We start from the raw sequence: 25,610 nt of genomic DNA, 5'->3' as shown, positions 1-25,610 counted from the left end.
AAATTTTGATTACAAATATAACTTATTTACATTAAAATTGTTGTCCAATATAAAAATGTGTTTGCCATCCAGATTTTACAGTTTCTCCAGGAATTGGATCAAATCCATGAGCAAAATCAATTCCTAATAAACCAAAGGCTGGCATAAATATTCTTAAACCTAGTCCGGCAGATCTTTTTAATTCAAATGGATTGTATTTATCAAATCCATTGTACGAATTTCCAGCTTCTAAAAATCCTAATACATATATAGATGCTGAAGGTTTTAATGTAATAGGGTATCTTAATTCTAGTTCAAATTTATTAAAAACTGTACCACCTGCAATATCTGATATTTGGCCATTTTCGTATCCTCTTAATCTAATTGTTTCTCTACCATCTAATTGATAGTTTGCCATACCATCACCTCCTACAAAGTAACGTTCAAAAGGTGAGTCGCTTAAATCGCTATTATAAAATCCTAAAAACCCAAATTCTGCATTAGACATTAAAACTAAATCTTTAGTAATTGGGGTGTACCATTTACCTTTGAATCCTGCTTTATAATATTCTAAATATTTATATTTTTCGCTATCATCCATATTAGGGTCTGAATAATCTTTACCATTTACAGCTGAATAAGGAAATGTAAATTTACCTGATAGACTAAATTCAGAACCATTTCTTGGAAATATTGGGTTTGGACCAGAAGAGTTTCTTGCAAAAGTTATGTTGTAAGCTAAATTATTTGATTGACCACTAGAAAAAGAAAATGTAGAAATAGGATAATCTTTTAAATCATATAACTTATAACTAATTCCTTGTGAAAGTGTAAAATAGTTGTCAGGCCAATTTAAACGTTGTCCTAAACCAATGGAAGCTCCAATAATATTGATTCTTTGATCTTTATCTACATCATTTGTATAGTAATCATATCTAAATTGTTTAGAATTGTATATAGAGAACGAAAATGATTTAGGTTTTTTTCCACCTAACCATGGCTCTGTAAAAGAAAAACTAGATGTCGAATAATATCTACTTTTTTGGTAACGTAAAGCCAATGTTTGACCATCACCCATTGGAAGTGGTTTGTATGCTTTTTTGTTAAATAAGTTTTTAATGGAGAAATTATTAAATGATAATCCAACTGTTCCTATAAAAGACCCACCTCCGTAACCTCCTTGAAGTTCTATTTGACTTGATCCTTTTTCTGCAACGGTATAATCGATATCTACTGTTTTATTTTGATAATCTGGTTTTAAATCTGGAGAGATTGCTTCAGCATCAAAAAAGCCTAATTGTCCAATTTCACGAATGGTTCTAATAATGTCTTGTTTACTGTATAAATAACCTGGTTTTGTTCTAATTTCACGATAAATAACATGGTCGTTAGTTTTCTCATTTCCATTTACAGTAACTTTTCTAATTTTAGTTGGTTCGTCTTCAAAAATTCTAATTTCAACATCAATAGAATCATTATGTACTTTGGTTTCAACAGGTATTACTCTAGAAAATAAGTATCCATTGTTTTGATATACGGTTGATATATCTTCAGAATCTGGAGTGCCATCACCAGTTACTCTTTCTTTAAGAATTTTTCCATTGTATGTATCACCTTTTTCAATACGTAAAATTCGTTGTAATTGATAATCACTGTATTTACTATTTCCTAAAAAATTAATGTTACCAAAAATGTATTTTTTACCTTCTTCAACTACTAAATCAATGTTTAAAGATTCATCTTCGTTATTAGAAATAGTATAGTCTAAAACTCTGGCATCTCTATATCCATTTTCACTGTAGTAGGTAATTAGAGATTCTAAATCTTCTTTAAAATCAGCTTCAATATATTTTGATCCTTTCCAAAATCTACCAATCAATTTTTGTTTGGTATTTTTTAATGTTTTTCTTAATTTTTTTGAACTTAAAGCTTTGTTACCTTCAAAATTAATGTTTTTAATTTTTACTTTTTCACCTTTATCAATTCTAACTAGCATATTTACTGCATTTGTTTCAGTAGTATCTGCTTTAGTATCTAGCGTAATTTTGGTGTTTAAATAACCTTTTTCTTGGTATTTTTTTCTGAAGTAATTTTTTGAAGTTACTATTAAGTTATCAGTAACCATAGTTCCTTTTTTAAGCTCTGCATCTTTTTGAAGATCTTTGGCTTTATTTTTTTTAACTCCTAAAATGGTTATTTGATTAAGTTGAGGTAATTCAGTTACATCAAATTCTAAATATGCAACGTCACCATCTAGTTTAGAAACATAAATTTCAACATCGCTAAATTGTTTTGTGCCATATAATTTTTTAATGGCGCTTGTTAATTTATCACCAGGAAGTTTTATCTGTTGCCCTACTTTTAGTCCTGAATAAACTTTTACAGTTTGTTCTTCAAATTTTTGTAATCCTTTGACAGATATACCTCCTAACTCGTAGGATTTTCCACTTTCAAATGTAGCTTGTATTTTAGGGTTTATAGAGTCTTTAATAGCTATTATTGAGTCAGTTTTTATTTCTTGTGCATAATTGTTTACTGTAAAAATAGCAACAAGTATAAGTGTTAGGTGAAATTTATTCATGGATGGTTTCAAGTTGTTCGCTGGTTTTTCCAAATCGTCTTTCTCTTTGTTGATAATCTAAAATAGCATTAAACAGATTTTTTTTTCTAAAATCTGGCCAAAATGTATTGGTGAAGTACAATTCAGCATATGCCATTTGCCATAATAAAAAATTGCTGATTCTTTGTTCACCACTTGTGCGAATCATTAAATCAACGTCTGGCAAAGAAAATGTATATAAATGATTATTTATAATTTTTTCGTCAATTTCTTCAATTTTTAGGTTATTATTAACAACTTTTTCCGATATATTTTTGATAACATTAACAATTTCTTCTCTTGAGCCATAGCTTAAAGCTAGTGTTAATGTTAAACCTGTATTTTTCTCGGTTTGTTTAATAACTTCAAAAAGTTCTTTTTGAGCATTTTTGGGTAGTAAGTCTATATTACCTATAGTATTTAAAATGATGTTGTTTTTTTGAAGATTTTTGAGTTCTTTTTTTAATGAGGTAACTAATAAACTCATTAAAGTTTTAACTTCAAGTTTTGGTCGGTTCCAATTTTCTGTTGAGAATGCATAAAGTGTTAAATATTCAACGCCTATTTCAGCGCAGCCTTCAATGGATTCTCTAACAGACGTTACGCCGTTTTTATGACCAAAAATTCTTGGTTTTCCTTTTTGTTTAGCCCATCGCCCATTTCCATCCATTATAATGGCAATGTGTTTTGGAATGTTTCCTTTTTGTATTTGAGTTTTTATTTTTTCCATTAGTAAGGTGCTGAATAACAAGGTGGGCGACCAAATGAATATGTTAATGATATTCCTGTAAACATATACCAATCATTACTATTTGGGTTTCCAAAATCTAAATAGCTACTATCACGGTAATTATAATCTAAATCATCTTTAAATGTATATCTTGCTCTAGCTTCAAAACCTAATACAAGAAAATCCATTACTTTAGTTTTATAGCCTAATCCAAAAGGAATAGCGAAAGAAGTTTGTGATTTTGTAGTATATACTCCAGGAGATGTTTCACGGTCTATTGTTGAATAATTAAAGGCCGCAAATTCTAATAATAAATATGGAGTTTGAGTTGTTCTATGATTACTTATATTAAATTCAAAAAAATTAAATTCCAATCCAACAGCCAATTCTTTTATTGTATTATTAAAATAAATACCTCTTTCTTGCCTAGCAACATTTTCTGAATCAGAATCATTTGCTGAAATTTCTGCGTACGTAAAACTGCCTCTTAAGGCAAACCTTGGGTTTATATTGCGTTTGTAAACAGCACCAAACATTATATCGTTTGGATTAATATAGGTTTCTGATCCAACATCACCAATATAGTTGCTGCCTCCAGCTAAAACCCCAATTTCATGAAGTTGTGCATTAGAAGTAACTGTAATACAGATAAATGTAAAAAAAATAATTAGCTTTTTCATATGTAAAAATAGCGAGCAAATATAAATAAATCTATTTGCTTATAGAAGTTAAACAATGTCTTTTTTGATTAACTGATTATTCTTTAAAATATTGTAAAGGTATAAAGCCTTTTTTAATAGTATAAATTAAAGGTTAATTTCTAGTATCTTGTCCCCATAATAATTTTTCTCGGAGTGTTTTTAAGAAGGTTTGTTCGCTAATTTGAACCATTTTTAGACTAAAATCAGCTTTTTTAACTTCTATTTTTATAGCACTATTTATGGTTACAATTCTAGAGTCAAGTGATAATAAAAACTCATCTTCTCTTCCTTTAACGTTAAAATCAATAATAGTTTCGTCTGGAATTACCATTGGTCTTGCGCTTAAATTATGTGGAGCAATAGGTGTTAAAGCAAAACTTTTTGCTGTAGGTGCAATTATGGGTCCTCCACAACTTAATGAATATCCTGTTGAACCTGTTGGTGTTGCTATAATTAAACCATCAGCCCAATAGGAAGTTAAATATTCATTATCTAAATAAGTGTCTACGGTAATCATAGAAGCTGTATTTTTTCTACTTACAGAGACTTCGTTTAAAGCGAAATTTAAAGGATGCATTTCTGGAATAATTGGATTTGTGGCAACATGCAATACTGAACGCTCTTTAATTTTATATTTTTTTTCTAAAATAAAATCGACAGCTACATCAATTTCATCTTTTTGAACATTTGCTAAAAACCCTAATCTTCCTGTGTTTATACCTACAATTGGAATGTTTTTATCTCTAATATAGGTTACCGCACGTAAAATTGTCCCATCTCCACCTAAAGTAAACATGTAACTAAATGAATTATCTAAATCTTCATAGCACGAGAATGTGTCAATGTTTTTTTGATTTATTTCAGAAGAAAAACCTTTATAAAAGTTTTGTTCTACAACTACCGATATGTTTTTTTTTGTAAGAATAGATAACAATTCTTCAATATAAATTTTATCTTCTGGTTTGTAAAACTGTCCGTAAAGTGCAACTTTCATTCTTAAATATTTAAGTATTTTTGAAGGTAATTAGAACGATCTTTTAATTCTTCTAATAAAATATCTTCTTTATGGTTAGATAATATTTCGTATTTATATCTTCTAAAAGATTGAATAGTTTCGTTGATATCGGGAGAATCAAATTTAACTACAATTTGAACCGTTGTTTGATTTGATTCTGATACAAATAACCCATAAACTTTTCCTTTATTAGATTCAATAATTTGGCAGATTTCACTTAAGCTATAATCTCTGGCTTCTTTTTTAAGTAATAATACAATTCCTTCTGAATTGAAAAAAGGAGTATCATTATAAACATGTAAAACATCTATTAAATCGTAATAGCCAATATAATGTCTTTCTTTATTTAAAATAGGTAAAATAGTACTTTGATTAGAAGCAAACTCTTTTAAAACTTCTAAAATATTACTAGTTTCTTCAGTAGAAAATACTTCAAAAAGGTATTGAAAATATCCAATCTCTTTATCATCTTCATTAATACCTTGAATTTCTGTTTCAGAAATTAAACCAATTAATTTTTTATCTTCAACTATTGGGAAATAATTAAATGTACTAGCATTAAAAAATGTTTTAATTTCACTAACTTTTGAGTTTAGTGTAAATGCTTTATATTCTTTTAATATATATGGTGCTATATCCATTTCAGTTACTATTATATTGCAAATTAATCAAAAATAAAACCAAAAACAGTTTCTTACTTTGTAAATTTGTCGCGCATTTAAAATAAAACATACTTTACAATGACTAAATTAAGCGTAAATGTAAATAAAATAGCGACGTTAAGAAACTCACGAGGAGCTGATTTTCCAAATGTTGTTGATGTATCAAAAGATATTGAAAGCTTTGGAGCGGAGGGAATCACTATTCACCCAAGACCAGATGAAAGACATATTCGATATCAAGATGCTTATGATTTAAAAAAAATTGTAACTACAGAGTTTAATATTGAAGGAAATCCAATACAAAGCTTTATAGATTTAGTGCTAGATGTAAAGCCAACACAAGTTACTTTAGTGCCAGACGCTATTGATGCCATTACTTCAAATGCTGGTTGGGATACTATTAAAAATCAAGATTTTTTAAAGGAAGTTATTGCTGAATTTAAATCTAACGGAATTAGAACATCTGTTTTTATTGATACTGATAAAAAATTAATTGAAGCAGCTGCAACTACTGGTGCAGATAGAGTAGAATTATATACCGAAGATTTTGCTACGCAATATGCTTTAGGTAATAAAGAAGCGATAAAACCATATACCGAGAGTGCTATTTTTGCTACTGAATTAGGTTTAGGAATAAATGCTGGGCACGATTTAAGTTTAGATAATATTGAATTTTTTGCTAAAAATATTCCAAATTTATTAGAGGTTTCAATTGGTCATGCTTTAATTACAGAATCTTTGTATTTAGGTTTAGAGAACGTAATTAATATGTATAAGTATAAGTTGAAAACGAAATAATAAGATTAAGATTGGAAATTTTACATTCAAAAATATTAGGCACAGGTGAGCCATTGTTAATTTTACACGGTTATTTTGGTATGGGAGATAATTGGAAATCTCTTGCCAATAAATTTTCTGAACATTTTGAAGTTCATTTAATTGATCAGCGTAATCATGGTAGAAGTTTTCATGCAGATGAGTTCGATTATGAAATTTTAACTGAAGATTTAGTAAACTATATTCAACATCATAATTTAGAAAAAGTATTTGTTCTAGGCCATTCAATGGGAGGGAAAGTTGCAATGTTATTTGCCGTAAATTACCCAGAAATGGTTGAAAAATTAATAGTAGCTGATATAAGTCCAAAATATTACAAACCACATCATCAAACTATTTTAGCAGCTTTAAATGCAGTGGATTTCGATATTCAAAATACGCGAAAAAAAGTTGAAGAAACATTAAAAATATACATACAAGATCCTGGAATTTTACAATTTTTATTAAAAAATGTATACCGAAAAACAAAAAATCAACTAGGTTATAGGTTTAATATTCAAAGTTTAACTATAAATAATTCAGAAGTAGGTGAAGCTTTACCTTCATTTACACATTTTGATGGGAACACCTTATTTTTAAAAGGTGAAAATTCAAATTATATAACTACAGAAGAAATTCCTTTGATTGAAGCTCACTTTCCACAGGCAAAAGTGGTAACTGTCAAAAATGCAGGTCATTGGCTTCATGCAGAGAATCCTACACAGTTTTATAACGAAGTAATTTCATTTTTGTCATAATTTAGTTCTTGGCATTGTTTTAGCTATCTTTAAATAAAATTAAAGAATACATAAATGAAAACAATTTTAAGAATACTTTTAACTGCAATAGCAGTTATAGTTATAGCAAGTTTTTTACCTGGTGTTGAGCTTCAAGGTTATACAAGCGCAATACTAGTAGCAGTAGTTTTAGGGTTATTACGTGTAACTGTAAAACCTTTACTAATATTTTTTACACTACCAGCAACCATAGTAACTTTAGGATTATTTTTACTAGTAATTAATGCTGTAATTATTTTACTAGCAGATTATTTAATTGGAACTAGTTTTGAAGTTAATGGATTTTGGATTGCTTTATTATTTAGTTTGTTGCTCTCTTTCTTCCAATCGGTATTATTTTCATTATTAAAAGAAAAGGACGAAAAATAGTTGAATTTGAATAGTTTAAATCTTTGTTAGGTGCATAAAAAATAGTACTTTTGCACCCAATTTTTTAATGATTTAAGTTAAAACAGCATAAAATGAATATTACTAAAGAAAATATTGATGCATTAAATGCAGTGGTGAAGGTTGAAATTTCAGCTGATGATTACCAAAATAAGGTAGAAGAAATCTTACAAGATTACCGTAAAAAAGCTGATATCCCAGGATTTAGAAAAGGTCATGTGCCAATGGGAATGGTAAAAAAACAATACGGAAAATCAATAATGATTGATGAAGTAAATAAATTATTACAAGAATCATTAAACAATTATTTAACTGAAGAAAAATTAGACATTTTAGGGAATCCATTACCAAAAATGCAAGAAGATTTTGATTGGGATACTAATGATTATTCTTTTGAGTTTGAATTAGGATTAGCTCCAGAATTTGATGTTGATTTATCTAAAAAAAAGAAAATTACACAATATAATATTGTAGCTGATGATGAGTTAATTGGAAAAGAAGTTGAAAATTTACAAAAACGTTTTGGAAAATTAATTCAAAAAGATGAAGTTGCTAAAGGCGATAATGTTGCTGGTACTTTTGTAAATGAAGAAAAAGGAATTGATAAAAAATCAACTATTGAGTTAGATACAATCAAAGGTAAATCTAATTTAAAAATGTTTATTGGCGCTAAAGTTGGTGATGTAATTGAGTTAAACTCAAAAGGTTTATTTGAAGACGATCACAAATTAATGGGAGCTTTAGGTGTTGGACATGATGAGATTCACGGTTTAGATATTCCATTAACGTTTACTATTGAAGAAATTAATTATACTGAATTAGCAGAAGTTAATCAAGAGTTATTTGACAAAATATTTGGAGAAGGAAACGTAAAATCTGAAGAGGAATTAAAAGCGAAGATTAAAGAAGATGCTGAAAAACAATTCCAAACACAAGCAGATCAACAACTGTTAAATGCAGTTACTGAATATTTAGTTGAAAACACAAAATTTGATTTACCAGCTGAATTTCTAAAAAAATGGTTAGCTGTTGCTGGTGAAAAACCAATGACTCCAGAACAAGCTTCAGAAGAGTTTGAAAAATCTGAAAAAGGTTTACGTTACCAATTAATTGAAGGTAAAGTTATGAAAGATAACGATCTTCAAATTAATTTTGATGAGTTGAAAGACTTTACTAAAGGTTTTGTAAAAGCTCAAATGGCACAATACGGTCAATTAAATCCAGAAGAAAAAGATTTGGAAGATATTGTACAACGTGTATTAAGTAACCAAGATGAGGCTAAACGTTTACAAGAGCAATTAGTAAGTAAAAAATTATTAGACTTCTATAAAGAAAACATTACGTTTAAAGTAAAAGAAGTTAACTACGAAAAATTTGTAAAAGAAGTTTACAGTTAAAAAGTAGTAATTTATAAAATAAAAAAGCCTCGCATTGCGAGGCTTTTTTTATTTTAGAGTTAGTTTGTAGTAAAAAGATAAAGTTTTGCCAATTCGAGTACATTATAGTCTTTTTGAACTTCAAATTTATATTTAGAATTATTAGAATAGAAGTTTTAAAGGTTGTTTGTGAATTTTAACTTTGGTAAAATAGTTCTTTTTTTCTTCTGAATTTTTTCCATTCTTCGTAGAATTTTATCGAGCATTTTCACAGCTTTTTCAATATAAGGGCCTTTGTTAAGCATAACGCATTCAGCACGTTGAGCCATAGCTGCATCGGTAATTTCAGCCCTTGTCGGAATTCCTTTTTTAGCTAAATTCTCTAAAACTTGTGTTGCCCAAATGTCGGGTAAATGTGCTGCTTCACATAATTGTAAAATTTCTTCTTGAATAATAGCAAAATTTTTCCAGCCAGTTTCAATTGCTAAATCTCCACGAGCAATCATAACTCCAACAGGGTAATTTTGCATTGCTTTTAATAAAATACTTGGTAAATTTTCAAATGCTTTTTGTGTTTCAATTTTTAGAATAATACCAATACTAGCATCTAGTTGTTCTAGTTCATTAAGTAAATCTTCAACATCGTGTTTGTTATTTACAAACGAAAAATTTACAGTATCGGCATATTTAGCAACAAACTTTAAATCTTGTTTGTCTTTATCAGTTAAACCGCTAATTTTAAGCTTACTGTTTGGTAAGTTAATGCCTTTATCAGCTTTTAATTTTCCGCCTTTCTTTTTTGTACTTGTAATTTTAATAAGTAAATGTGCAGGATTAATTTCACTAATAATACCTTCTATTTTCCCATCATCAAAATAAATTGGTTCTCCAATGTTTACATTTTTAAATATTTGAGGAAGTGTACATGAAACATGAGCAATTTGTTTAATAGTTCCATTTTCATTATATGTAGCTGGTTCACCTAAAATAGGTTCTTTGTCTAAACGCAGAAAATCACCTTCATATAAAAAAATAACTTCTTCTAAAGGAAGTATTTCATGCACGGAGTGTATTTCTGAAGTGGCTTCTTCTTCTATAAAAACATTTAATAGCGCTCCTGTTGTTACAAAAGCGGAATCATTACATGTAGCCCAACGTCCATTTCCTTCTATTTTTTCAATGTTAAATCTACATTTTTTATCTCTAGAATCTCTAAAAATAACATACGAACCTTCTTTGGTTTTTGTTAGCCATTTTTTGTTTACTGGTATTATAGCATCTACTTCTTCACCTTCAGGTGGAATGGTGCCAAAGGGAGCCAACCATATTTTGGCTGGAGCAATAACTTGCCCTAAAGTATTACGTTTTGGTTTTATATGTATTACTTTGTGTCCAGGTTTCATTTTACCTGTTCGTAATTTTGGACCTCCTAAATCCATGGTTATTTTACATTTAGGATCTTTATTTTTTATGTTTGAAATAATTTTTTTCCAAACAGTTTCATCATCATGAGCACAATTAACACGTGCACAATTCATTCCTAAATCTAATAGGGTATTTGCAAATTCTGAATTTTCAGCCGCTAGTGTAGGTTGAGTAACCATTATACTAGTTTTTCTGTTGTTTTTTTTCAACCCAAAAAGTGCAATAGAATTGTTTTTTAAAAGTTTTTTAGCCTGTTTTCTAGATAGAAATAAGCCTTCAACTTTGGGTTTTTCAATGTCTAATAAGCTTTTTATAAGTGTTTTAGTATTTAAAAGTTCATTAAGTACACTTATGGTTGAATCTGATGAGCTTGGTAATCCAATAGTGTCTAGTTTTTTTTGAAGTATATCTACATTTGAACTTCGTAAAGCAAGATAATGAATTAAATTTTGGGCGCTTTTAGTATATTTAGGATGTACTTTTTCGACTAAATGGTTGTATTTTTTTTCATATTCATTAATACGAATTAAAATTGCATCTAAATCTTTATTAATTTCTTCGAGTTTATTTTTAGGAAAAAGCATATACGTAAATTAGAATTTAAATTTACGATATTTAAGAATTATAAAGATTAAAAAAAAGTGAAGATTTACTTTCTTTTTTGTCCTCTAGTTTTTGGTTTTTTATATTTTTTAGCAATTTCTCTTCGATACGAACCACCTAAATTTTTCTTTTGATTTTTTTCTTTCTTTTCATGAAATGCTGGTCCACTAGGAACTTCAGTTGATTTTTTTGAATGTGTTTTTTCAGCTTCAACTTTAAGCATTTCTTCATCAATCATTTTTGAAGAAATTTCAATTTCGTTAGGTAAATCTAGTACGTCAATTTCTTTATTCATTAACAGTTCAATTTCGCCTAAATATTCAGCTTCATCTTCATTAAAAAATGAAATAGCAACACCTTCTTGTTCTGCTCTACCAGTTCTACCAATTCTATGAATGTAGTTTTCTGGCTCTTTTGGAACATCAAAATTTAGTACGTGACTTACATTTGTTAAATCTAACCCACGCGCAATAATATCGGTTGCAATTAACACGTTAAAAAAGCCCATTTCAAAATTTTTAACAGAGCGTAAACGGTAATTTTGAGTTTTATTTGAGTGAATTACATCAGCAATTTTAGGTAAAGCTTCTTCTAATTCTTCATACAAAATATTGGCTTGCTTTTTGTTTTTTACAAATACTAGAACTTTATTAAAAGTCTTTTTGTCTTGTAGTAAATTAACCAAAAAATTCACCTTTGTAAAAAAGTTAGGAACAGGATATGCTAATTGTTTTATAGTATCTAATGGACTTCCACTAGCTGCTACTTCAATTTTAATAGGAGATTTAAAAAAGTCGTCTAATAAATTATTTACTTCTGAAGTTAAAGTTGCAGAGAATAAAATATTCTGACGTTTTTTTGGCATTAAATCGAGTAGTGTAGTAAGTTGAGCTCTAAATCCTAGATTTAACATTTCATCAACTTCATCAATTACTAATTTTTGTATGAATTTTAATTTTAAAATTCCATCTAATGCTAAATCTAACAATCTTCCTGGTGTAGCTACAATAATATCTTGACCCGCATAAACAGTTTGTTTTTGTTTGTTTAAGTTGGTTCCACCATAAACTCCAGTATAACGTACATTAATATAAGGTGTAAGGTTTTTAATTTCTTCAACAACTTGCACTACCAACTCACGCGTAGGTACTACAATTAAAACACGCGGGTGTTTTTGTTCAGAATATTTAAGTTGACGTAAAATAGGTAGTAAATAAGCATACGTTTTTCCAGTTCCAGTTTGAGCAATACCAACAACATCTCTACTACTCATTATTACATTAAATGCTTTCTCTTGTATTGGAGTTGGAGTTTCAAAACCCATTTCATCCAAAGCATCAAGTAAAAAGCGGTTTAAGTTTAAATCAGAAAATTTCATTTGCCTATAATTTTTGCAAATATAGGTTTTATTATATTTCCAATGTTATAAGTCTGTTTTCGATGGTTACTTGTGTAAAACCAATATTTTTTTGAATCCAGTTAAAGGTGTTTTTATGATAAAAAATAACGTGGGTTATATCGTTTTTATAATACCAATTTTTAAAGTCAATTTTTTTAGAGAATACATCAGTCATACAAAATAACTTTCCGTTTGGTTTTAGTAAAGACTTTAAACGCTGAAATTCTTGTTATGGATTGTGAAAATGTTCAATTACTTCGCAACAAATAATATAATTGTATTGCCTTTTTAAAACTTCTGGTTTGTTTTCAAAAAATGGGTCAAAAGGTGTAATGTTGTAATTTTTATCTTTTAGTAATTTGGAAATTACAGGTCCAGGGCCACAACCATAATCTAAACCAATATGTTTTTTAGTAAAATTTTTTAAAACTGAAGAAACTATTGGTTGCACAAAATTTTGATAACCTTTGTCTTCAATATTATTATTATGTTCTAAATATCGCTCAAGTTCTTCTTTGTTTGAAGGAAAATGCTGTGTGTCCAAACAGATACTTTCACAATTTTCACATTGAAAATAAGATTTTTTGTTTTCAATATAAAATAGTTTAGTTTTAGAAGAACAAAGTTTACATTTCATTATTGAGCTTCTTCAAAAAGTAATTTTAAATTAGGGTCTAAATTTATAGATTTTACTTCTTTTTCAGTTTCAATTTCGTATTGGTAGGCTTTATTAGACACTTCAATTAGTTTTATTTCTGAAGTTTTATCGTTATAAACTAATTCAATTTCTAAAGGAAATTCAAAAGCTTTTTCTTGAAGTTGTTCAACGGTTAATCTCAATTTTTTATTAAAAAAAACATGGCTAGTTTTTATAATTGGATGTCCAGCTCTAAACAACCACTGTTTAAAAAAGAGTTCTAAATTTTTACCACTAACTTCTTGCATTACTTTTTTAAAATCTGTTGTTGAAGCGTTGCTGAATTTATATTTTTCATAATAAGCTTTAATCCCTTTCCAAAAAACTTCATCTCCTATTTTGTTACGCAGCATGTGTAAAACCCAAGCACCTTTTTGATAAGAATTTGGGTTTAAAAGTTTCATAAAATTAGTTTGAGTCCCATCTACAACTGGTTTAGGATATTGTTTGTAGAAGTTTAAAACCTTTGTTTTTTCTTCTGCCAAGCGTTTATTAAATATAGCTTCTCCTTGAGTTTCTAACAAATATAAATCGGTTAAATAGGTTGCAAAACCTTCACTTAACCATAAATGCGACCATTCAATTTCTGAAGCTGAATTCCCAAACCATTGGTGTGCAATTTCATGAGCAATTAAATCTTCGTGTTCTTGTTTTCCAGTTACAGATTTTTCGAAATAGAAAATATTTCCAGCATTTTCCATACCTCCAAAGCGCGTTTTAGATTGTACGTTTGCAAGTTTTTCAAAAGGATAACTCTCCATTTTTGTTATAAAGAATGAAAGTACTTTTTGAGCCACACTAAAATCGTGAAAACCTTCAGTTTTAGTTTCTGGATATACCCAAGTTGAAACAGGAACATTGTTAGTTTCTCCAATATTTTGAACTGCAAACTTTGCAATACCAACAACCATTACTTTAGGCGGAAGTGGAACTTTAGTTTTATAATGGTATTGTGTAATATCTTCTGAAATATTGGTTTCTTCAATTAAACTACCATTAGCTACTACTTGATAATAATTAGGAACATTTACCAAATACTCAATAGTTGCTTTTTCTGAAGGATGATCTATACACGGAAACCAATTGTGAGCTCTATTTGGCCAGTTATCTCCAAAAAAAGTTCTATCTCCATGTAAGTTTTTACTTATAACTAAACCATCTTTAGGTATACCGTTATATTTAATGGTATACGTATATGTTAAGTTAGGAAAATTGTGTTTTGGTTCTATTAACAATTGATTATTTGTATGGGTGAAATTTACTTCAATATTGTTTTGAAAAATTAATTGAACCTTCATTCCTTCACCAGAAACAGAGTCTTTTTCAACTAAATCTAGCACTAGTTTGTTAGTTGCTTTTTTATATTGTAATTGAATTTCCATAGAAGCGTCAATTACATTGGTAGAATCATTTACATTTAAGGCTAGTTTATAATGTTCTATATCAATAATTCCGTATTGAGGATTGTTATGTTGAGCAATTGTAATGGAAATAGTTCCAATTAAAAAAAAGAAAAGAATTTTAAATTTCATGTCGACTAAATTTCAAAAAAGCTAATTTAATGAAATTCAAATAGAAAAAGACAATAATTTAGTATTCAAAACAATGTATTTTTAGTAGAAAATAGGCCTAAATAAATACTAACCAATAATTAACTTTATTTTTAGTTAATACTTCTTATCTTTACAAACTTAATACTTTAAAAATCTAACAATGGATTACGGAAAAGAATTTAAAAAATTTGCGACTAAAGATCAAGGAATTAATAGTATGTACTATGATAAGTTGGTGAGTAGTGTTACGCCATATATTATAGAAGAGCGTCAGTTAAACGTTGCACAAATGGATGTGTTTTCTCGTTTAATGATGGATAGAATTATATTTTTAGGAACTGCAATTGATGATTATGTTGCAAACATTATACAAGCGCAATTGTTGTTTTTAGAAAGTGTTGATAGTTCAAAAGATATCTCAATTTATATTAATTCTCCAGGAGGAAGCGTATATGCAGGTTTAGGAATGTATGATACTATGCAATTTATAAAACCAGATGTAGCAACAATTTGTACTGGAATGGCAGCTTCAATGGGAGCAGTTTTAATGTGTGCTGGAACTAAAGGAAAACGTTCTGCATTACCACACTCTAGAGTTATGATTCACCAACCTTTAGGTGGAGCTCAAGGACAAGCAAGTGATATTGAAATTACGGCTCGTGAAATAATGAAGTTGAAAGATGAATTATACCAAATAATTTCAAAACATTCAGGTCAATCTATGGAAAAAGTTCATGCTGATTCTGATAGAGATTACTGGATGAAAGCTGAAGAAGCAAAAGCATACGGTATGATTGATGAAATTTTAATTAGAAAATAAAAACATAGTTTTTAGATAAATCCCAATTATATGGCAAAGGATGATGTTTTAGAATGTTCGTTTTGTGGTAGAAAAAAACCAGAAACCAACTTATTAATTGCTGGGCTCGATGCACACATTTGTGATAGATGTATTGAACAAGCACATGGAATAGTGATGGAGGAAATTGCCGAATCAAGTTCTTCTTCACTTTCGCAAGAGTTGATTTTAAAAAAACCGCGTGAAATAAAAGAATTTATAGACCAATATATGATTGGTCAAGATGAAGCAAAAAAAGTAATGTCTGTAGCTGTTTACAATCATTATAAGCGTTTGTTACAACCTCCAACTAAAAAGAATGAGGAAGCAATAGATATTGAAAAAAGTAATATTATTATAGTAGGAGAAACGGGAACTGGTAAAACATTAATAGCACGTACCATTGCACGTATGCTAAATGTACCTTTCTGTATTGTAGATGCAACTGTTTTAACTGAAGCTGGTTATGTAGGTGAAGATGTTGAAACTATTTTAACGCGCTTATTACAAGCTGCAGATTACGATGTAAACAAAGCCGAACGTGGTATTGTTTTTATTGATGAAATAGATAAAATTGCTAGAAAAGGTGACAATCCATCAATTACAAGAGATGTTTCCGGAGAAGGAGTTCAACAAGCATTGTTAAAATTATTAGAAGGATCTGTAGTAAATGTTCCACCAAAAGGAGGAAGAAAACATCCAGATCAAAAGTTTATAGAGGTTAATACTAAAAACATTCTATTTATTGCTGGAGGAGCATTTTCTGGAATAGATAAAGTTATTGGAAAACGTTTAAATCGCCAAGCAGTTGGTTATGGAGCTTCTATAAAAGAAGCCAGAATAGATGAAACAAATATGTTACAGTATATTATTCCAAGTGATTTAAAATCGTTTGGGTTAATTCCTGAAATTATTGGTCGTTTGCCGGTGTTAACACACATGAATCCATTAGATGCAGAAACGTTAAGAGCTATTTTAACAGAGCCAAAAAATTCATTAGTAAAGCAATATAAAAAGTTGTTTAAAATGGATGGTATAGATTTCTCTATTAATGAAGGTGCTTTGGAATACATTGTAGAAAAAGCTGTAGAGTACAAATTAGGTGCTCGTGGTTTACGTAGTTTATGTGAAGCAATTTTAACAGATGCAATGTTTGAAATGCCAGGAACTGAAGAAAATCAATTAAAAGTAAATAAGAAATACGCTGAAAATAAAATTAATAAATCCAAGTTAAAAAGATTAAAAGCAGTTTCGTAATTTACTAGATAAATTAACAAAAAAAACAGGTGGTTGAGCGGAGTTGAAACTACCTGTTTTTTTGTTAGCAACGTTATTACTGCGAAGGCACAAATCTAATTTGCAACAGTTAATAGATTCTTGCCTGGGGCAGAAATGACAATATGTAAATAATTTCCTATTTTTAAACTTTCAAAAATAAAAACAATTGATATCCAGAGAAACCATAGATAGAGTTTTTGAAACTGCTCGTGTAGAGGAAGTAATAGGCGAATTTGTTCAGTTGAAAAAAGCAGGAAGTAACTTTAAAGGGTTAAGTCCATTTTCAGATGAACGAACACCATCGTTTATGGTATCTCCAGTAAAAGGAATTTGGAAAGATTTTAGTACAGGAAAAGGAGGGAATTCCATCTCGTTTTTAATGGAACACGAGCATTATTCATATCCAGAAGCTATTAGATGGTTAGCTAAAAAGTACAATATTGAAATTGATGAAATTGAGCAAACCGATGAGCAAAAACAACAAGCCGATGAGCGCGAGAGTATGTATTTGGTTTCGGAATTTGCAAGAGACTATTTTAAAAAAATACTACACGAAAACCAACAAGGTAAAGCAATTGGTTTAAGTTATTTTAGAGAGCGTGGATTTACTGATGAAATAATTGATAAATTTCAGTTAGGTTATTCATTAGATGAATGGGAAGCTTTTACAACAGAAGCTTTAAATAAAGGTTATAATTTAAAATATTTAGAATCTACGGGTTTAACAATTGTTAAACAAGATTTACTTTCTTCAACAGGAACAAAGCAATTTGACCGTTTTAAAGGTAGAGTTATGTTTCCAATTCATAGCATGAGTGGAAGAGTGCTTGGTTTTGGAGGAAGAATTTTAACTAACGATAAAAAAGCAGCTAAATATTTAAACTCGCCAGATAGTGATATTTACCATAAGAGTAATGTTTTATATGGAATTCATTATGCAAAACAAACCATAGCGAAAGAAGACAATTGCTTTTTGGTAGAAGGTTATACCGATGTAATTCAATTTTATCAAAGTGGAATTAAAAATGTGGTTTCTTCTTCAGGAACGGCTTTAACCGAAAATCAAATTCGTTTAATAAATAGACTCACAAAAAATATTACCATACTTTTTGATGGAGATGCAGCCGGAATTAGAGCTTCTATTAGAGGTATAGATTTAATTTTGGAACAAGGAATGAATGTAAAAGTTCTTACATTTCCAGATGGAGACGATCCAGATAGCTTTGCAAAAAAAGTTTCAGAAGAAGAATTAAAAGAATATTTAAAAAATAACGCGCAGGATTTCATCAATTTTAAAGTTTCCTTATTGATGGAAGATGCTCAAAATGATCCGGTAAAAAAAGCAGGATTAATTAGAGATATTGTAATAAGTATTTCAAAAATACCAGATAGAATTCAGCAAGAAGTTTATATACAAGAATGTTCCAGAATAATGGATATTTCTGAAAGCGTATTATTTAATGAGCTGGCTCAATTGAAAAATAAATCTATTAGAGAAGAAGCTAAAAAAAGTAAAAATTCTAATAGAACTTATTCGAGCACAAAAACACAACAAAACGCTCCTGATCCAAACGAACCGCCTATAGATGTTTTGTATCCTGAAATGATGCAGGTGGACAAAACACCACAAGTTGAAAAGGTAAATGAGTTGCGAAAATATGAGCAAGAAATTATTAAAATATTGTTGCTGTATGGAAATAACGAAGTAGACTTTGTAGATTTTGTGGCTGGAGAACAAGTTGATGATAATGAAGTACAAGCATTAAAAAAAGTAGAGTTTAATAATGTGGTGTCTCAAGAAGTTTATTTGAGTTTACAAGAAGATGAAATTGAGTTTACGGATAGTTTATTTAAAGAAATTTATTTTGAAGTTATTCATCAATTAAATCAGAACAAAACAATTTTGGTTGACGAGTTGGTGAATCATTCTAATACAGAAATTGCTAATATGGTTACAAGTGTTTTAATGGATGATGAAAAACACTCTATGAGCGATTGGAATAAAAAAGGAATTTATATAAAACCAAAAGAAAATGATTTATCTAAAATGGTTTTAGACGCTATTTATAATTTAAGAAGAGTGTTAATTGAGAAAAAAATAAACGCCCTTATTTCTAATGAAGAAGAAATTAAAGAGCGTGAAATTATTTTAGAATCTATTATGAATTACACTCAATTAAAACAACGTTTATTTGAGCGTTTAAATAGAATAATGTAATTATTTTAAATCTGCTGGAATTATACAAACAGGAATAGGATCCATTTTATGTTTGTTAGCCGCATTACGTTGTTTGTAAATAGTAAATACTTCTTTTTCTCTTCCTTCAAAATCTGCTACAGTTTTACCATTTTCAGCTTGTAACATAGCCCATTCTAATTCATTATAGCTAGCACCAATTTGATCTTCATCAGTTCTACTATCACCAAATAAACCATCGGTTGGTTGTGCTTTCATTATAGATGCAGGTACTTTTAAAACTTCGGCAACATTGTAAACTTCGCTTTTCATTAAATCAGCAATTGGACTTAAATCTACACCACCATCACCATATTTTGTAAAAAATCCAACTCCAAAGTCTTCAACTTTATTTCCAGTTCCAGCTACTAAATAACCATGTAAACCAGCAAAGTAGTATAAGGTACTCATTCTTAATCTAGCTCTTGTATTTGCTAACGATAAGTTTACTTTAGCTTCATCTTCTGAAGCAGGTACAGCACATATAAATTCTTCAAAAACAGCAGTTAAATTAATTTCATCAGAAGAAACATTTGTATAGCGTTCTTTTAATTGCTCAATATGTTCTTTTGCTCTGTTAACCTGATGTACACCTTGGTGAATTGGCATTTCTAAACAGAGTACTGGAAATCCGGTTTCAGCGCATAGTGTTGAGGTTACTGCAGAATCAATTCCTCCAGAAACTCCAACTACAAATCCGTTTACTTTTGCTTTTTCCGCATAATTCTTTAACCAGGAAATAATATGTTTAGTAACTTTTTCACTCTTCATAATTAAACTAATTTAGTATTTTTAACGTTTTTAAATAGAATGGTAAATATAAAAATTAATGAGTAGATATATTATAGTTGCAATAATTTTATTTCTAATAGCTTCGTGTGATAATAAACAAAAGGAATTTGTAGATGTTTCTAATATTAATGTTGAAGTTAAAATTGATAGATTTGATCAGCAGTTTTACAATGCTACAGCATTAGATTTATCAGAGCTAAAAGCAAAATATCCCTATTTATTTCCAAGTAATAACCCTGATTCTGTTTGGGTGAATAAAATTAAGAACGAACAAGAATTGTTTCAAAATGCAGAAAATGTATTTGGAGATTTTAATTCAGAAAAAGCAACATTAAGGCATTTGTTTAAACACGTAAAGTATTACCATCCAACTTTTAAAGAACCAAAAATACTTACGTTAATTACAGATTTAGATTATAGAAATAAAGTAATTTATGCAGATAGCTTATTGTTAGTATCGTTAGATATGTATTTAGGAATGGATAATGAGGTTTATAAAGATTTTCCAAAATACCTTTCAAAAAGTTATTCAAAAGAATATTTGCAAATAGATGTAGCTAAAGAAATTGCAGATAACTATTTGATTCCTGAACGTAACAGACAGTTTTTAACTACATTAATTAACCAAGGCAAAAAAATGTATTTGATAAATAGTTATTTGCCTTTAATAAAAAATGAAAATATAATAGAATATACTCTAGAAGAATATTTATGGGCAACAGAAAACGAACAAATGATATGGAAATATTTTATTGAAAATAAATTATTGTATAGTACAGATAGTGGTTTATACGAACGTTTTATTGCCAATGCTCCATTTTCAAAATTTTATATAGATATTGATAAAGAGTCTCCTGGCAAAATAGGTGTTTTTATAGGTTGGCAAATTGTAAAAGCATATATGAATAATAATAATGTAACTTTGCACCAACTTTTGCAAACCAATGCAGAAACTATTTTTAAAAACTCAAAATACAAACCAAAAAAATAATGGCAGTAAAGCATACTTCAAAAATTGAATTTACAGTAGGATTAGATGAAAATAAAATTCCAGAAACTATAAACTGGTCGGCAGATGATGGCTCAATTAAAAACGAAGAATCTAAATGTATTATGCTTTCGGTTTGGGATCATAAAGCAAAAGACACATTGCGAATGGATTTATGGACAAAAGATATGCCGTTAGATGAAATGAAACAATTTTTTCATCAAACGTTAGTTTCTATGGCTAATACTTTTGAAACTTCAACAAACGATCAAAAAATGAGCGCAACTATGCGAGATTTTTGTGATTATTTTGCTGAAAAATTGGAGTTGAAGAAGTAAATTTAGGTATTAGTTGATGAGAGGTGTTTTGTCATTCCTGCGGAGGCAGGAATCTATAGTTAAAAAATATTTTTAAAATAATTTTCGTTAACCTGAACCTGATTCAGGTTCTCATGATTAGAAGTGATAATATGGATGTGATTCTGAATCAAGTTCAGAATAACAATTTTTTAAGCCTTTTTAATTAAATCAACAATTTCATTATAATCTTCATTATTATTAACAAAATCTTTATCTGAAACATCAATAATTAACGAGTTAAGGTTTTCTTGTGTTTTTACAAATCCAGAATACCCTTGATGAATTTTATCTAAATATTCAGCCGGAATTTTTTGCTCGTAATCTCTACCTCTTTTTTTAATATTTTCTAAAAGTCGAGGTGTATTTTGGTATAAATAAATGTATAAATCTGGTTTTGAAATTTCTTTATACATTATATCAAACATTCTGCGATAGAGTAAAAATTCTTCTTTAGCTAATGAAACTTGAGCAAATATTAACGATTTAAAAATGTAATAATCAGATACAATAAAGTTTTTAAATAAATCGAATTGGCCTAAATCATCAGAAAGTTGTTGGTATCGATCTGCTAAAAAACTCATTTCTAAAGGAAACGCATAACGTTCCATATCTTCGTAATACTTTGGTAAAAAAGGATTGTCAGCAAAACGTTCTAAAATAACTTTAGCATTAAATTGTTCTGAAATCATTTTAGAAAGTGAAGTTTTTCCGGCACCAATATTTCCTTCAATAGCAATGTAATTGTATTTTTCAGATAAACAAACAGGTCTAATTAATGGTAAATCTGTTTTTTTTATTTCTGAAGTGTCCGTGCAATTATCTAAACAAGTTTGTATACGATTATGTTCAATTGGATGAATAAAGTTTGGCGCAATTTCAGCTAAAGGAATTAAAACAAAATTTCTATTTAAAATTTCTTTATGAGGAACCATTAAATCTTTCGAAAAAATAATTTCATCATCAAAAAATAAAATATCAATATCAATAGGTCTATCCTTATAATGTTCTGTTTTATTTTTAACTTTTCCTAATTTAGATTCAATATCCTGTAGTTTTTTTAATAAATTTTCAGGATTTAATGCAGTAGCAACTTCAATACAAATATTTAAAAAATCTTCACCTTCAAAACCCCAAGAAGCAGTTTTGTAAACCGAAGAAATTTTACGTACCAAACCAACATTATTACCAATATTATCAATGGATTTTTGAAGGTTTTCTAATTTATTTCCTTGGTTACTTCCAAGTGATAAATATGTGGTTCTAAGTAGTTGCATAAACGTAGTTACAAAGAAAAGAAAAGAATTATTTAAAAGCATATATTTGTGCTTCAACTTATAAACATTTTTTTGTGTAACAAATGCATAAGTTAGTATACTTATAAGTTATTAAATAAATTATATATGAAATTTTTAAGAAATTTACTAGCCTCAATTATTGGTTCAACTATTGCCTTATTTTTAATCCTTTTTATTTTTATAGGAGTTGCAAGTTTAATGTCTGATACCGAAAAAGTTAAAGTAGAATCAAGTTCGGTTTTAGAAATAAAGCTAGATAAAGTTGTAAAAGATTTTGCTCCAAAAAGTGATGATCCGATTGAAGAAATATTAGGTTTAAATAATCAAAAATTAGGTTTAAACAATATTTTAAACGCAATTGAAAATGCTAAAACCGATGAAAAAATAGAAGGTATTAGTTTAAGAACAATGGGAATTACTTCTGGAGTTGCACAAACACAAGCTATAAGAAATAAACTATTAGAATTTAAAGAGTCTGGTAAATTTATATATGCATATGCCGATGTATATGACCAAAAATCGTATTATTTAAGTTCTGTTGCAGATTCAGTATTTATGAATCCTGTTGGAGAAGTTAGCTTTAAAGGCTTATCTGGTGAAATATTGTATTATAAAGATTTACAAGATAAAACAGGTGTAAAAATGGAAGTGATTCGTCACGGAAAGTATAAAAGTGCTGTGGAACCATTTTTAACAAATAAAATGAGTGATGCCAATAGAGAGCAAACAGTTTCGTTTTTATCATCTATATGGGATGAATTACTAGTTGATATTGCTGAAAGTAGATCAGTTTCTGTAGCTGCATTAAACGAAGTTGCAGATAATTTATTAGGAAGAAATGCTACTAAAGCACAAGAAAGTGCATTAATTGATGGTGCTATTTACTTTGATGAATATGAAAGTAAATTAAAACAAGCTATTGGAATTTCTAATGACGAAGAAGCTGCAGTGAAACGAATTTCAATGAAAGATTATATTTCAACAGGAAAAGGAAGAATTACTTCAACGGCATCAGATAAGATTGCTGTAATTTATGCTCAAGGTGAAATTATTTATGGAAAAGGAAATGAAGAATTAATAGGTCAAGATTTAATAATAAATGCACTAAAAAAAGCAAGAAAATCTAAAAGCACCAAAGCTGTAGTTTTACGTGTTAATTCACCAGGTGGAAGTGCATTAGCTAGTGAATTAATGTTACGTGAGTTAAAGTTAACAGCTGAAGAATTGCCAATGGTTGTATCTATGGGAGATGTTGCCGCTTCAGGAGGTTATTATATTGCATGTGCAGCCGATAAAATTTATGCAGAACCAACAACTATAACTGGTTCAATAGGTGTTTTTGGTATGATTCCAAATATGCATGAGCTTTCAAAAAGCATTGGAATTAATGCAGAACAAGTAAGTACAAATAAATCACCAAGCTATAGTGTTTTTGAACCTATGACTGAAGATTTTAGAGTAGTAACGCAAGAAAGTATCGAAAAAATTTATACTACGTTTATTACACATGTTGCTGAAAATAGAGGAATGACTATTGAAGAAGTTGATAAAATAGCTCAAGGTAGGGTTTGGAGTGGAGTAGAAGCTAAAGAAAATGGTTTGGTAGATGAGCTAGGAAGTTTACAAGATGCTATTGATTATGCGGCCGAACTTGCTGAACTAGATGAGTATAAAGTTAGAAACTATCCTAGTTATAAAGTAGAGCTAGAAGATAGATTTAGTTCTTTACCTTTTAGTAAAGCTAAAAGTGAAATTTTAAAAGAAGAATTAGGGGAGGAATATTTTAAAATTTATCAAAAATTAAAGCAAGCTTCACAAACAAAAGGTGTACAAGCTAAACTACCTTTTATGTTAGAGATAAAGTAATAGAAATATAGTATTTTGACTTAAAAATATTCTAAATTAACATTTATATAGCTAAAACGATTTCGTAAAGGTTAATTTAAGCAATAAATTTGTAAAATTTGATGTGTTGTGAATTTAGGAGTGTTAGTATATTTGTTATGTAATAATTAAGGTTATAATATTTACATTTCTAATAAGTACTACATTTGCACACTACATACTTTATTAGATATTTGGTTAACTTAAAAATGAGGTTTTAAACCTCATTTTTGTTTTTATATGTTTTTTGAATATAATATAACCTTATGTAAGTGTAGTGTTACTTTTGAATAAGTAACTGCTTCATTTCATTTCTATACTTTAAAGGACTTTTACCTGTAAATTTTTTAAATAACTTATTAAAGTGTGAAAAGTTATTAAAACCACTTTCAAAACAAATATCTGTAATACTTGTTGGGTTTTCAGCTAATAATTTAGTTGCATGTACTATTCTAAATTCATTTACAAATTGAGTAAAAGTTTTGCCTGTAGCTTTTTTAAAATATCTACAAAATGCAGGAACTGTCATACTCACTTTTTCAGAAATTTCATCTAAAGGTATAGATCGTTTAAAATTTTTGTTCACATGATCAAAAATAATATCAATCTTTTTATTGTCTTGTGGTTCAACCTCAAAAGCAAAGCCGTCAACATTTAATAAACTGTAGTGTGGAGTTTCAGCTAAATCTTTTAAAACTTCTAAAAATTTTATAACACGCTCTAAACCTTGATATTTTACTAAACTTTCAATTTTTGGTCCAATAACTTGTTTGGCTTCAACAGAAAATAACAATCCTTTTTTTGCTCGTTTAAAAAGATTTTTAACAGATTGCATTTCAGGAATATTAATAAAGTCATTTCCTAAAAACTCTTCTTTAAACTGTACAATAGTTTCAGAACCATTAGTAGTAAACCTATCTGTAAATCCACTATGTGGTAAATTTGATCCTAATAATAATAACTGACTATTATTAAAATATGATAGATGGCTTCCTATATGTCTTTTTCCTTTTCCTTTATTTACATATATTAATTCTAACTCTGGGTGAAAGTGCCAAAAAGGCAAAAACCCTGTTTTATGTTCTAGTGTATGTTGGTTAACAACTAACGAACTTCCAAAATCTGGACTGATTTTTTTTAAAGTAGGTTTTGTAGTATTCATTCATTATATTTTTTACAAATATAGAAAATTGAATTTATA

Annotated in this window: 21 protein-coding genes and 1 pseudogene; 10 read left to right on the top strand and 12 right to left on the bottom strand. The window is 28.8% G+C overall.

Translation table 11 applies throughout. The features are described 5' to 3' along the window. Window positions 1-31 precede the first annotated feature (31 nt). From bamA to R3X25_RS11345, 5 genes are all read right to left on the bottom strand, one after another. Window positions 32-2,560 carry an outer membrane protein assembly factor BamA gene (bamA, locus tag R3X25_RS11365; protein WP_317674888.1) on the bottom strand — a complete coding sequence of 843 codons (2,529 nt, stop codon included), beginning with the start codon at window positions 2,558-2,560 and terminating at the stop codon, window positions 32-34. Beyond that, a complete protein-coding gene (locus R3X25_RS11360; RefSeq protein WP_317674886.1) occupies window positions 2,553-3,308 on the bottom strand; it encodes an isoprenyl transferase in 756 nt (251 codons plus the stop codon). The genes bamA and R3X25_RS11360 overlap by 8 nt, the downstream gene beginning before the upstream one ends. Beyond that, window positions 3,308-3,988, bottom strand: a complete 681-nt coding sequence (locus tag R3X25_RS11355; RefSeq protein ID WP_317674884.1) for a DUF6089 family protein — start codon at window positions 3,986-3,988, stop codon at window positions 3,308-3,310. The genes R3X25_RS11360 and R3X25_RS11355 overlap by 1 nt, the downstream gene beginning before the upstream one ends. 133 nt (window positions 3,989-4,121) lie before the next feature. Next, window positions 4,122-5,003 (bottom strand): NAD kinase, encoded by an 882-nt coding sequence (locus R3X25_RS11350; protein ID WP_317674882.1) that lies wholly within the window; start codon window positions 5,001-5,003, stop codon window positions 4,122-4,124. Between the two features lie 2 nt (window positions 5,004-5,005). Continuing rightward, entirely contained in the window at window positions 5,006-5,665 is a 660-nt protein-coding gene (locus tag R3X25_RS11345) for a CBS domain-containing protein (RefSeq protein ID WP_317674879.1), read from the bottom strand. Between the two features lie 99 nt (window positions 5,666-5,764). On the opposite strand from R3X25_RS11345, the gene R3X25_RS11340 reads away from it, so the two are divergent. The 4 genes from R3X25_RS11340 to tig all read left to right on the top strand — a co-directional run bounded on the left by R3X25_RS11340 (window position 5,765) and on the right by tig (window position 9,083). Continuing rightward, window positions 5,765-6,484 (top strand): pyridoxine 5'-phosphate synthase, encoded by a 720-nt coding sequence (locus tag R3X25_RS11340; RefSeq protein ID WP_317674877.1) that lies wholly within the window; start codon window positions 5,765-5,767, stop codon window positions 6,482-6,484. A gap of 11 nt (window positions 6,485-6,495) precedes the next feature. Continuing rightward, the gene (locus tag R3X25_RS11335) at window positions 6,496-7,260 is read left to right on the top strand and encodes an alpha/beta fold hydrolase (protein WP_317674875.1); all 765 of its coding nucleotides are present in this window, start codon (window positions 6,496-6,498) and stop codon (window positions 7,258-7,260) included. Between the two features lie 54 nt (window positions 7,261-7,314). Next, window positions 7,315-7,668 carry a phage holin family protein gene (locus R3X25_RS11330; protein WP_317674873.1) on the top strand — a complete coding sequence of 118 codons (354 nt, stop codon included), beginning with the start codon at window positions 7,315-7,317 and terminating at the stop codon, window positions 7,666-7,668. A gap of 92 nt (window positions 7,669-7,760) precedes the next feature. Beyond that, window positions 7,761-9,083 (top strand): trigger factor, encoded by a 1,323-nt coding sequence (gene tig, locus R3X25_RS11325; RefSeq protein WP_317674871.1) that lies wholly within the window; start codon window positions 7,761-7,763, stop codon window positions 9,081-9,083. A gap of 155 nt (window positions 9,084-9,238) precedes the next feature. Here the strand turns inward: tig and R3X25_RS11320 are convergent, their stop codons facing one another. The 4 genes and pseudogenes from R3X25_RS11320 to R3X25_RS11305 all read right to left on the bottom strand — a co-directional run bounded on the left by R3X25_RS11320 (window position 9,239) and on the right by R3X25_RS11305 (window position 14,718). Next, on the bottom strand, window positions 9,239-11,071 hold the full coding sequence (locus tag R3X25_RS11320) for a pyruvate kinase (RefSeq protein WP_317674869.1): 1,833 nt from the start codon (window positions 11,069-11,071) through the stop codon (window positions 9,239-9,241). Between the two features lie 65 nt (window positions 11,072-11,136). Continuing rightward, window positions 11,137-12,468 (bottom strand): DEAD/DEAH box helicase, encoded by a 1,332-nt coding sequence (locus R3X25_RS11315; RefSeq protein WP_317674867.1) that lies wholly within the window; start codon window positions 12,466-12,468, stop codon window positions 11,137-11,139. Between the two features lie 31 nt (window positions 12,469-12,499). After that, window positions 12,500-13,126: pseudogene (locus R3X25_RS11310) on the bottom strand (class I SAM-dependent methyltransferase). Further along, on the bottom strand, window positions 13,126-14,718 hold the full coding sequence (locus tag R3X25_RS11305) for a M1 family metallopeptidase (RefSeq protein ID WP_317674865.1): 1,593 nt from the start codon (window positions 14,716-14,718) through the stop codon (window positions 13,126-13,128). The pseudogene R3X25_RS11310 and the gene R3X25_RS11305 overlap by 1 nt, the downstream one beginning before the upstream one ends. 181 nt (window positions 14,719-14,899) lie before the next feature. Here R3X25_RS11305 and clpP point away from each other — a divergent pair, with 181 nt between their 5' ends. From clpP to dnaG, 3 genes are all read left to right on the top strand, one after another. Beyond that, entirely contained in the window at window positions 14,900-15,559 is a 660-nt protein-coding gene (gene clpP / locus R3X25_RS11300) for an ATP-dependent Clp endopeptidase proteolytic subunit ClpP (protein WP_317674863.1), read from the top strand. Window positions 15,560-15,589: 30 nt separating this feature from the next. After that, entirely contained in the window at window positions 15,590-16,834 is a 1,245-nt protein-coding gene (clpX, locus tag R3X25_RS11295) for an ATP-dependent Clp protease ATP-binding subunit ClpX (protein ID WP_317674861.1), read from the top strand. Window positions 16,835-17,021: 187 nt separating this feature from the next. Continuing rightward, a complete protein-coding gene (gene dnaG, locus R3X25_RS11290; RefSeq protein ID WP_317674860.1) occupies window positions 17,022-19,073 on the top strand; it encodes a DNA primase in 2,052 nt (683 codons plus the stop codon). On the opposite strand, the gene nadE is transcribed toward dnaG, so the two are convergent. Next, a complete protein-coding gene (nadE, locus tag R3X25_RS11285) occupies window positions 19,074-19,862 on the bottom strand; it encodes an NAD(+) synthase (protein WP_317674858.1) in 789 nt (262 codons plus the stop codon). Between the two features lie 58 nt (window positions 19,863-19,920). Between nadE and gldB the strand changes: the two genes are divergently transcribed. Both gldB and gldC read left to right on the top strand, forming a co-directional pair. Next, window positions 19,921-20,874: a gliding motility lipoprotein GldB gene (gene gldB / locus R3X25_RS11280; protein WP_317674856.1), complete on the top strand. Its 954-nt coding sequence runs from the start codon at window positions 19,921-19,923 to the stop codon at window positions 20,872-20,874. After that, window positions 20,874-21,209, top strand: coding sequence for a gliding motility protein GldC (gene gldC, locus R3X25_RS11275; protein ID WP_317674854.1), 336 nt, complete (start codon window positions 20,874-20,876; stop codon window positions 21,207-21,209). Before gldB ends, gldC begins: the two co-directional genes overlap by 1 nt. A 170-nt stretch (window positions 21,210-21,379) precedes the next feature. Here the strand turns inward: gldC and folK are convergent, their stop codons facing one another. Further along, window positions 21,380-22,504, bottom strand: a complete 1,125-nt coding sequence (folK, locus tag R3X25_RS11270) for a 2-amino-4-hydroxy-6-hydroxymethyldihydropteridine diphosphokinase (RefSeq protein WP_317674852.1) — start codon at window positions 22,502-22,504, stop codon at window positions 21,380-21,382. Window positions 22,505-22,630: 126 nt separating this feature from the next. Between folK and sppA the strand changes: the two genes are divergently transcribed. Further along, complete coding sequence (sppA, locus tag R3X25_RS11265) at window positions 22,631-24,391, top strand: signal peptide peptidase SppA (protein WP_317674850.1); 1,761 nt, start codon at window positions 22,631-22,633, stop codon at window positions 24,389-24,391. A gap of 298 nt (window positions 24,392-24,689) precedes the next feature. On the opposite strand, the gene R3X25_RS11260 is transcribed toward sppA, so the two are convergent. After that, window positions 24,690-25,571, bottom strand: coding sequence for an AraC family transcriptional regulator (locus R3X25_RS11260; RefSeq protein WP_317674848.1), 882 nt, complete (start codon window positions 25,569-25,571; stop codon window positions 24,690-24,692). Window positions 25,572-25,610: the final 39 nt, after the last annotated feature.

Origin of the sequence: Lutibacter sp. TH_r2 (genome assembly GCF_033101135.1) — a bacterium.
Taxonomy (GTDB): Bacteria; Bacteroidota; Bacteroidia; order Flavobacteriales; family Flavobacteriaceae; genus Lutibacter.
The sequence above is the reverse complement of the archived record's forward strand: the minus strand, read 5'-3'. Positions and strand labels throughout refer to the sequence as shown.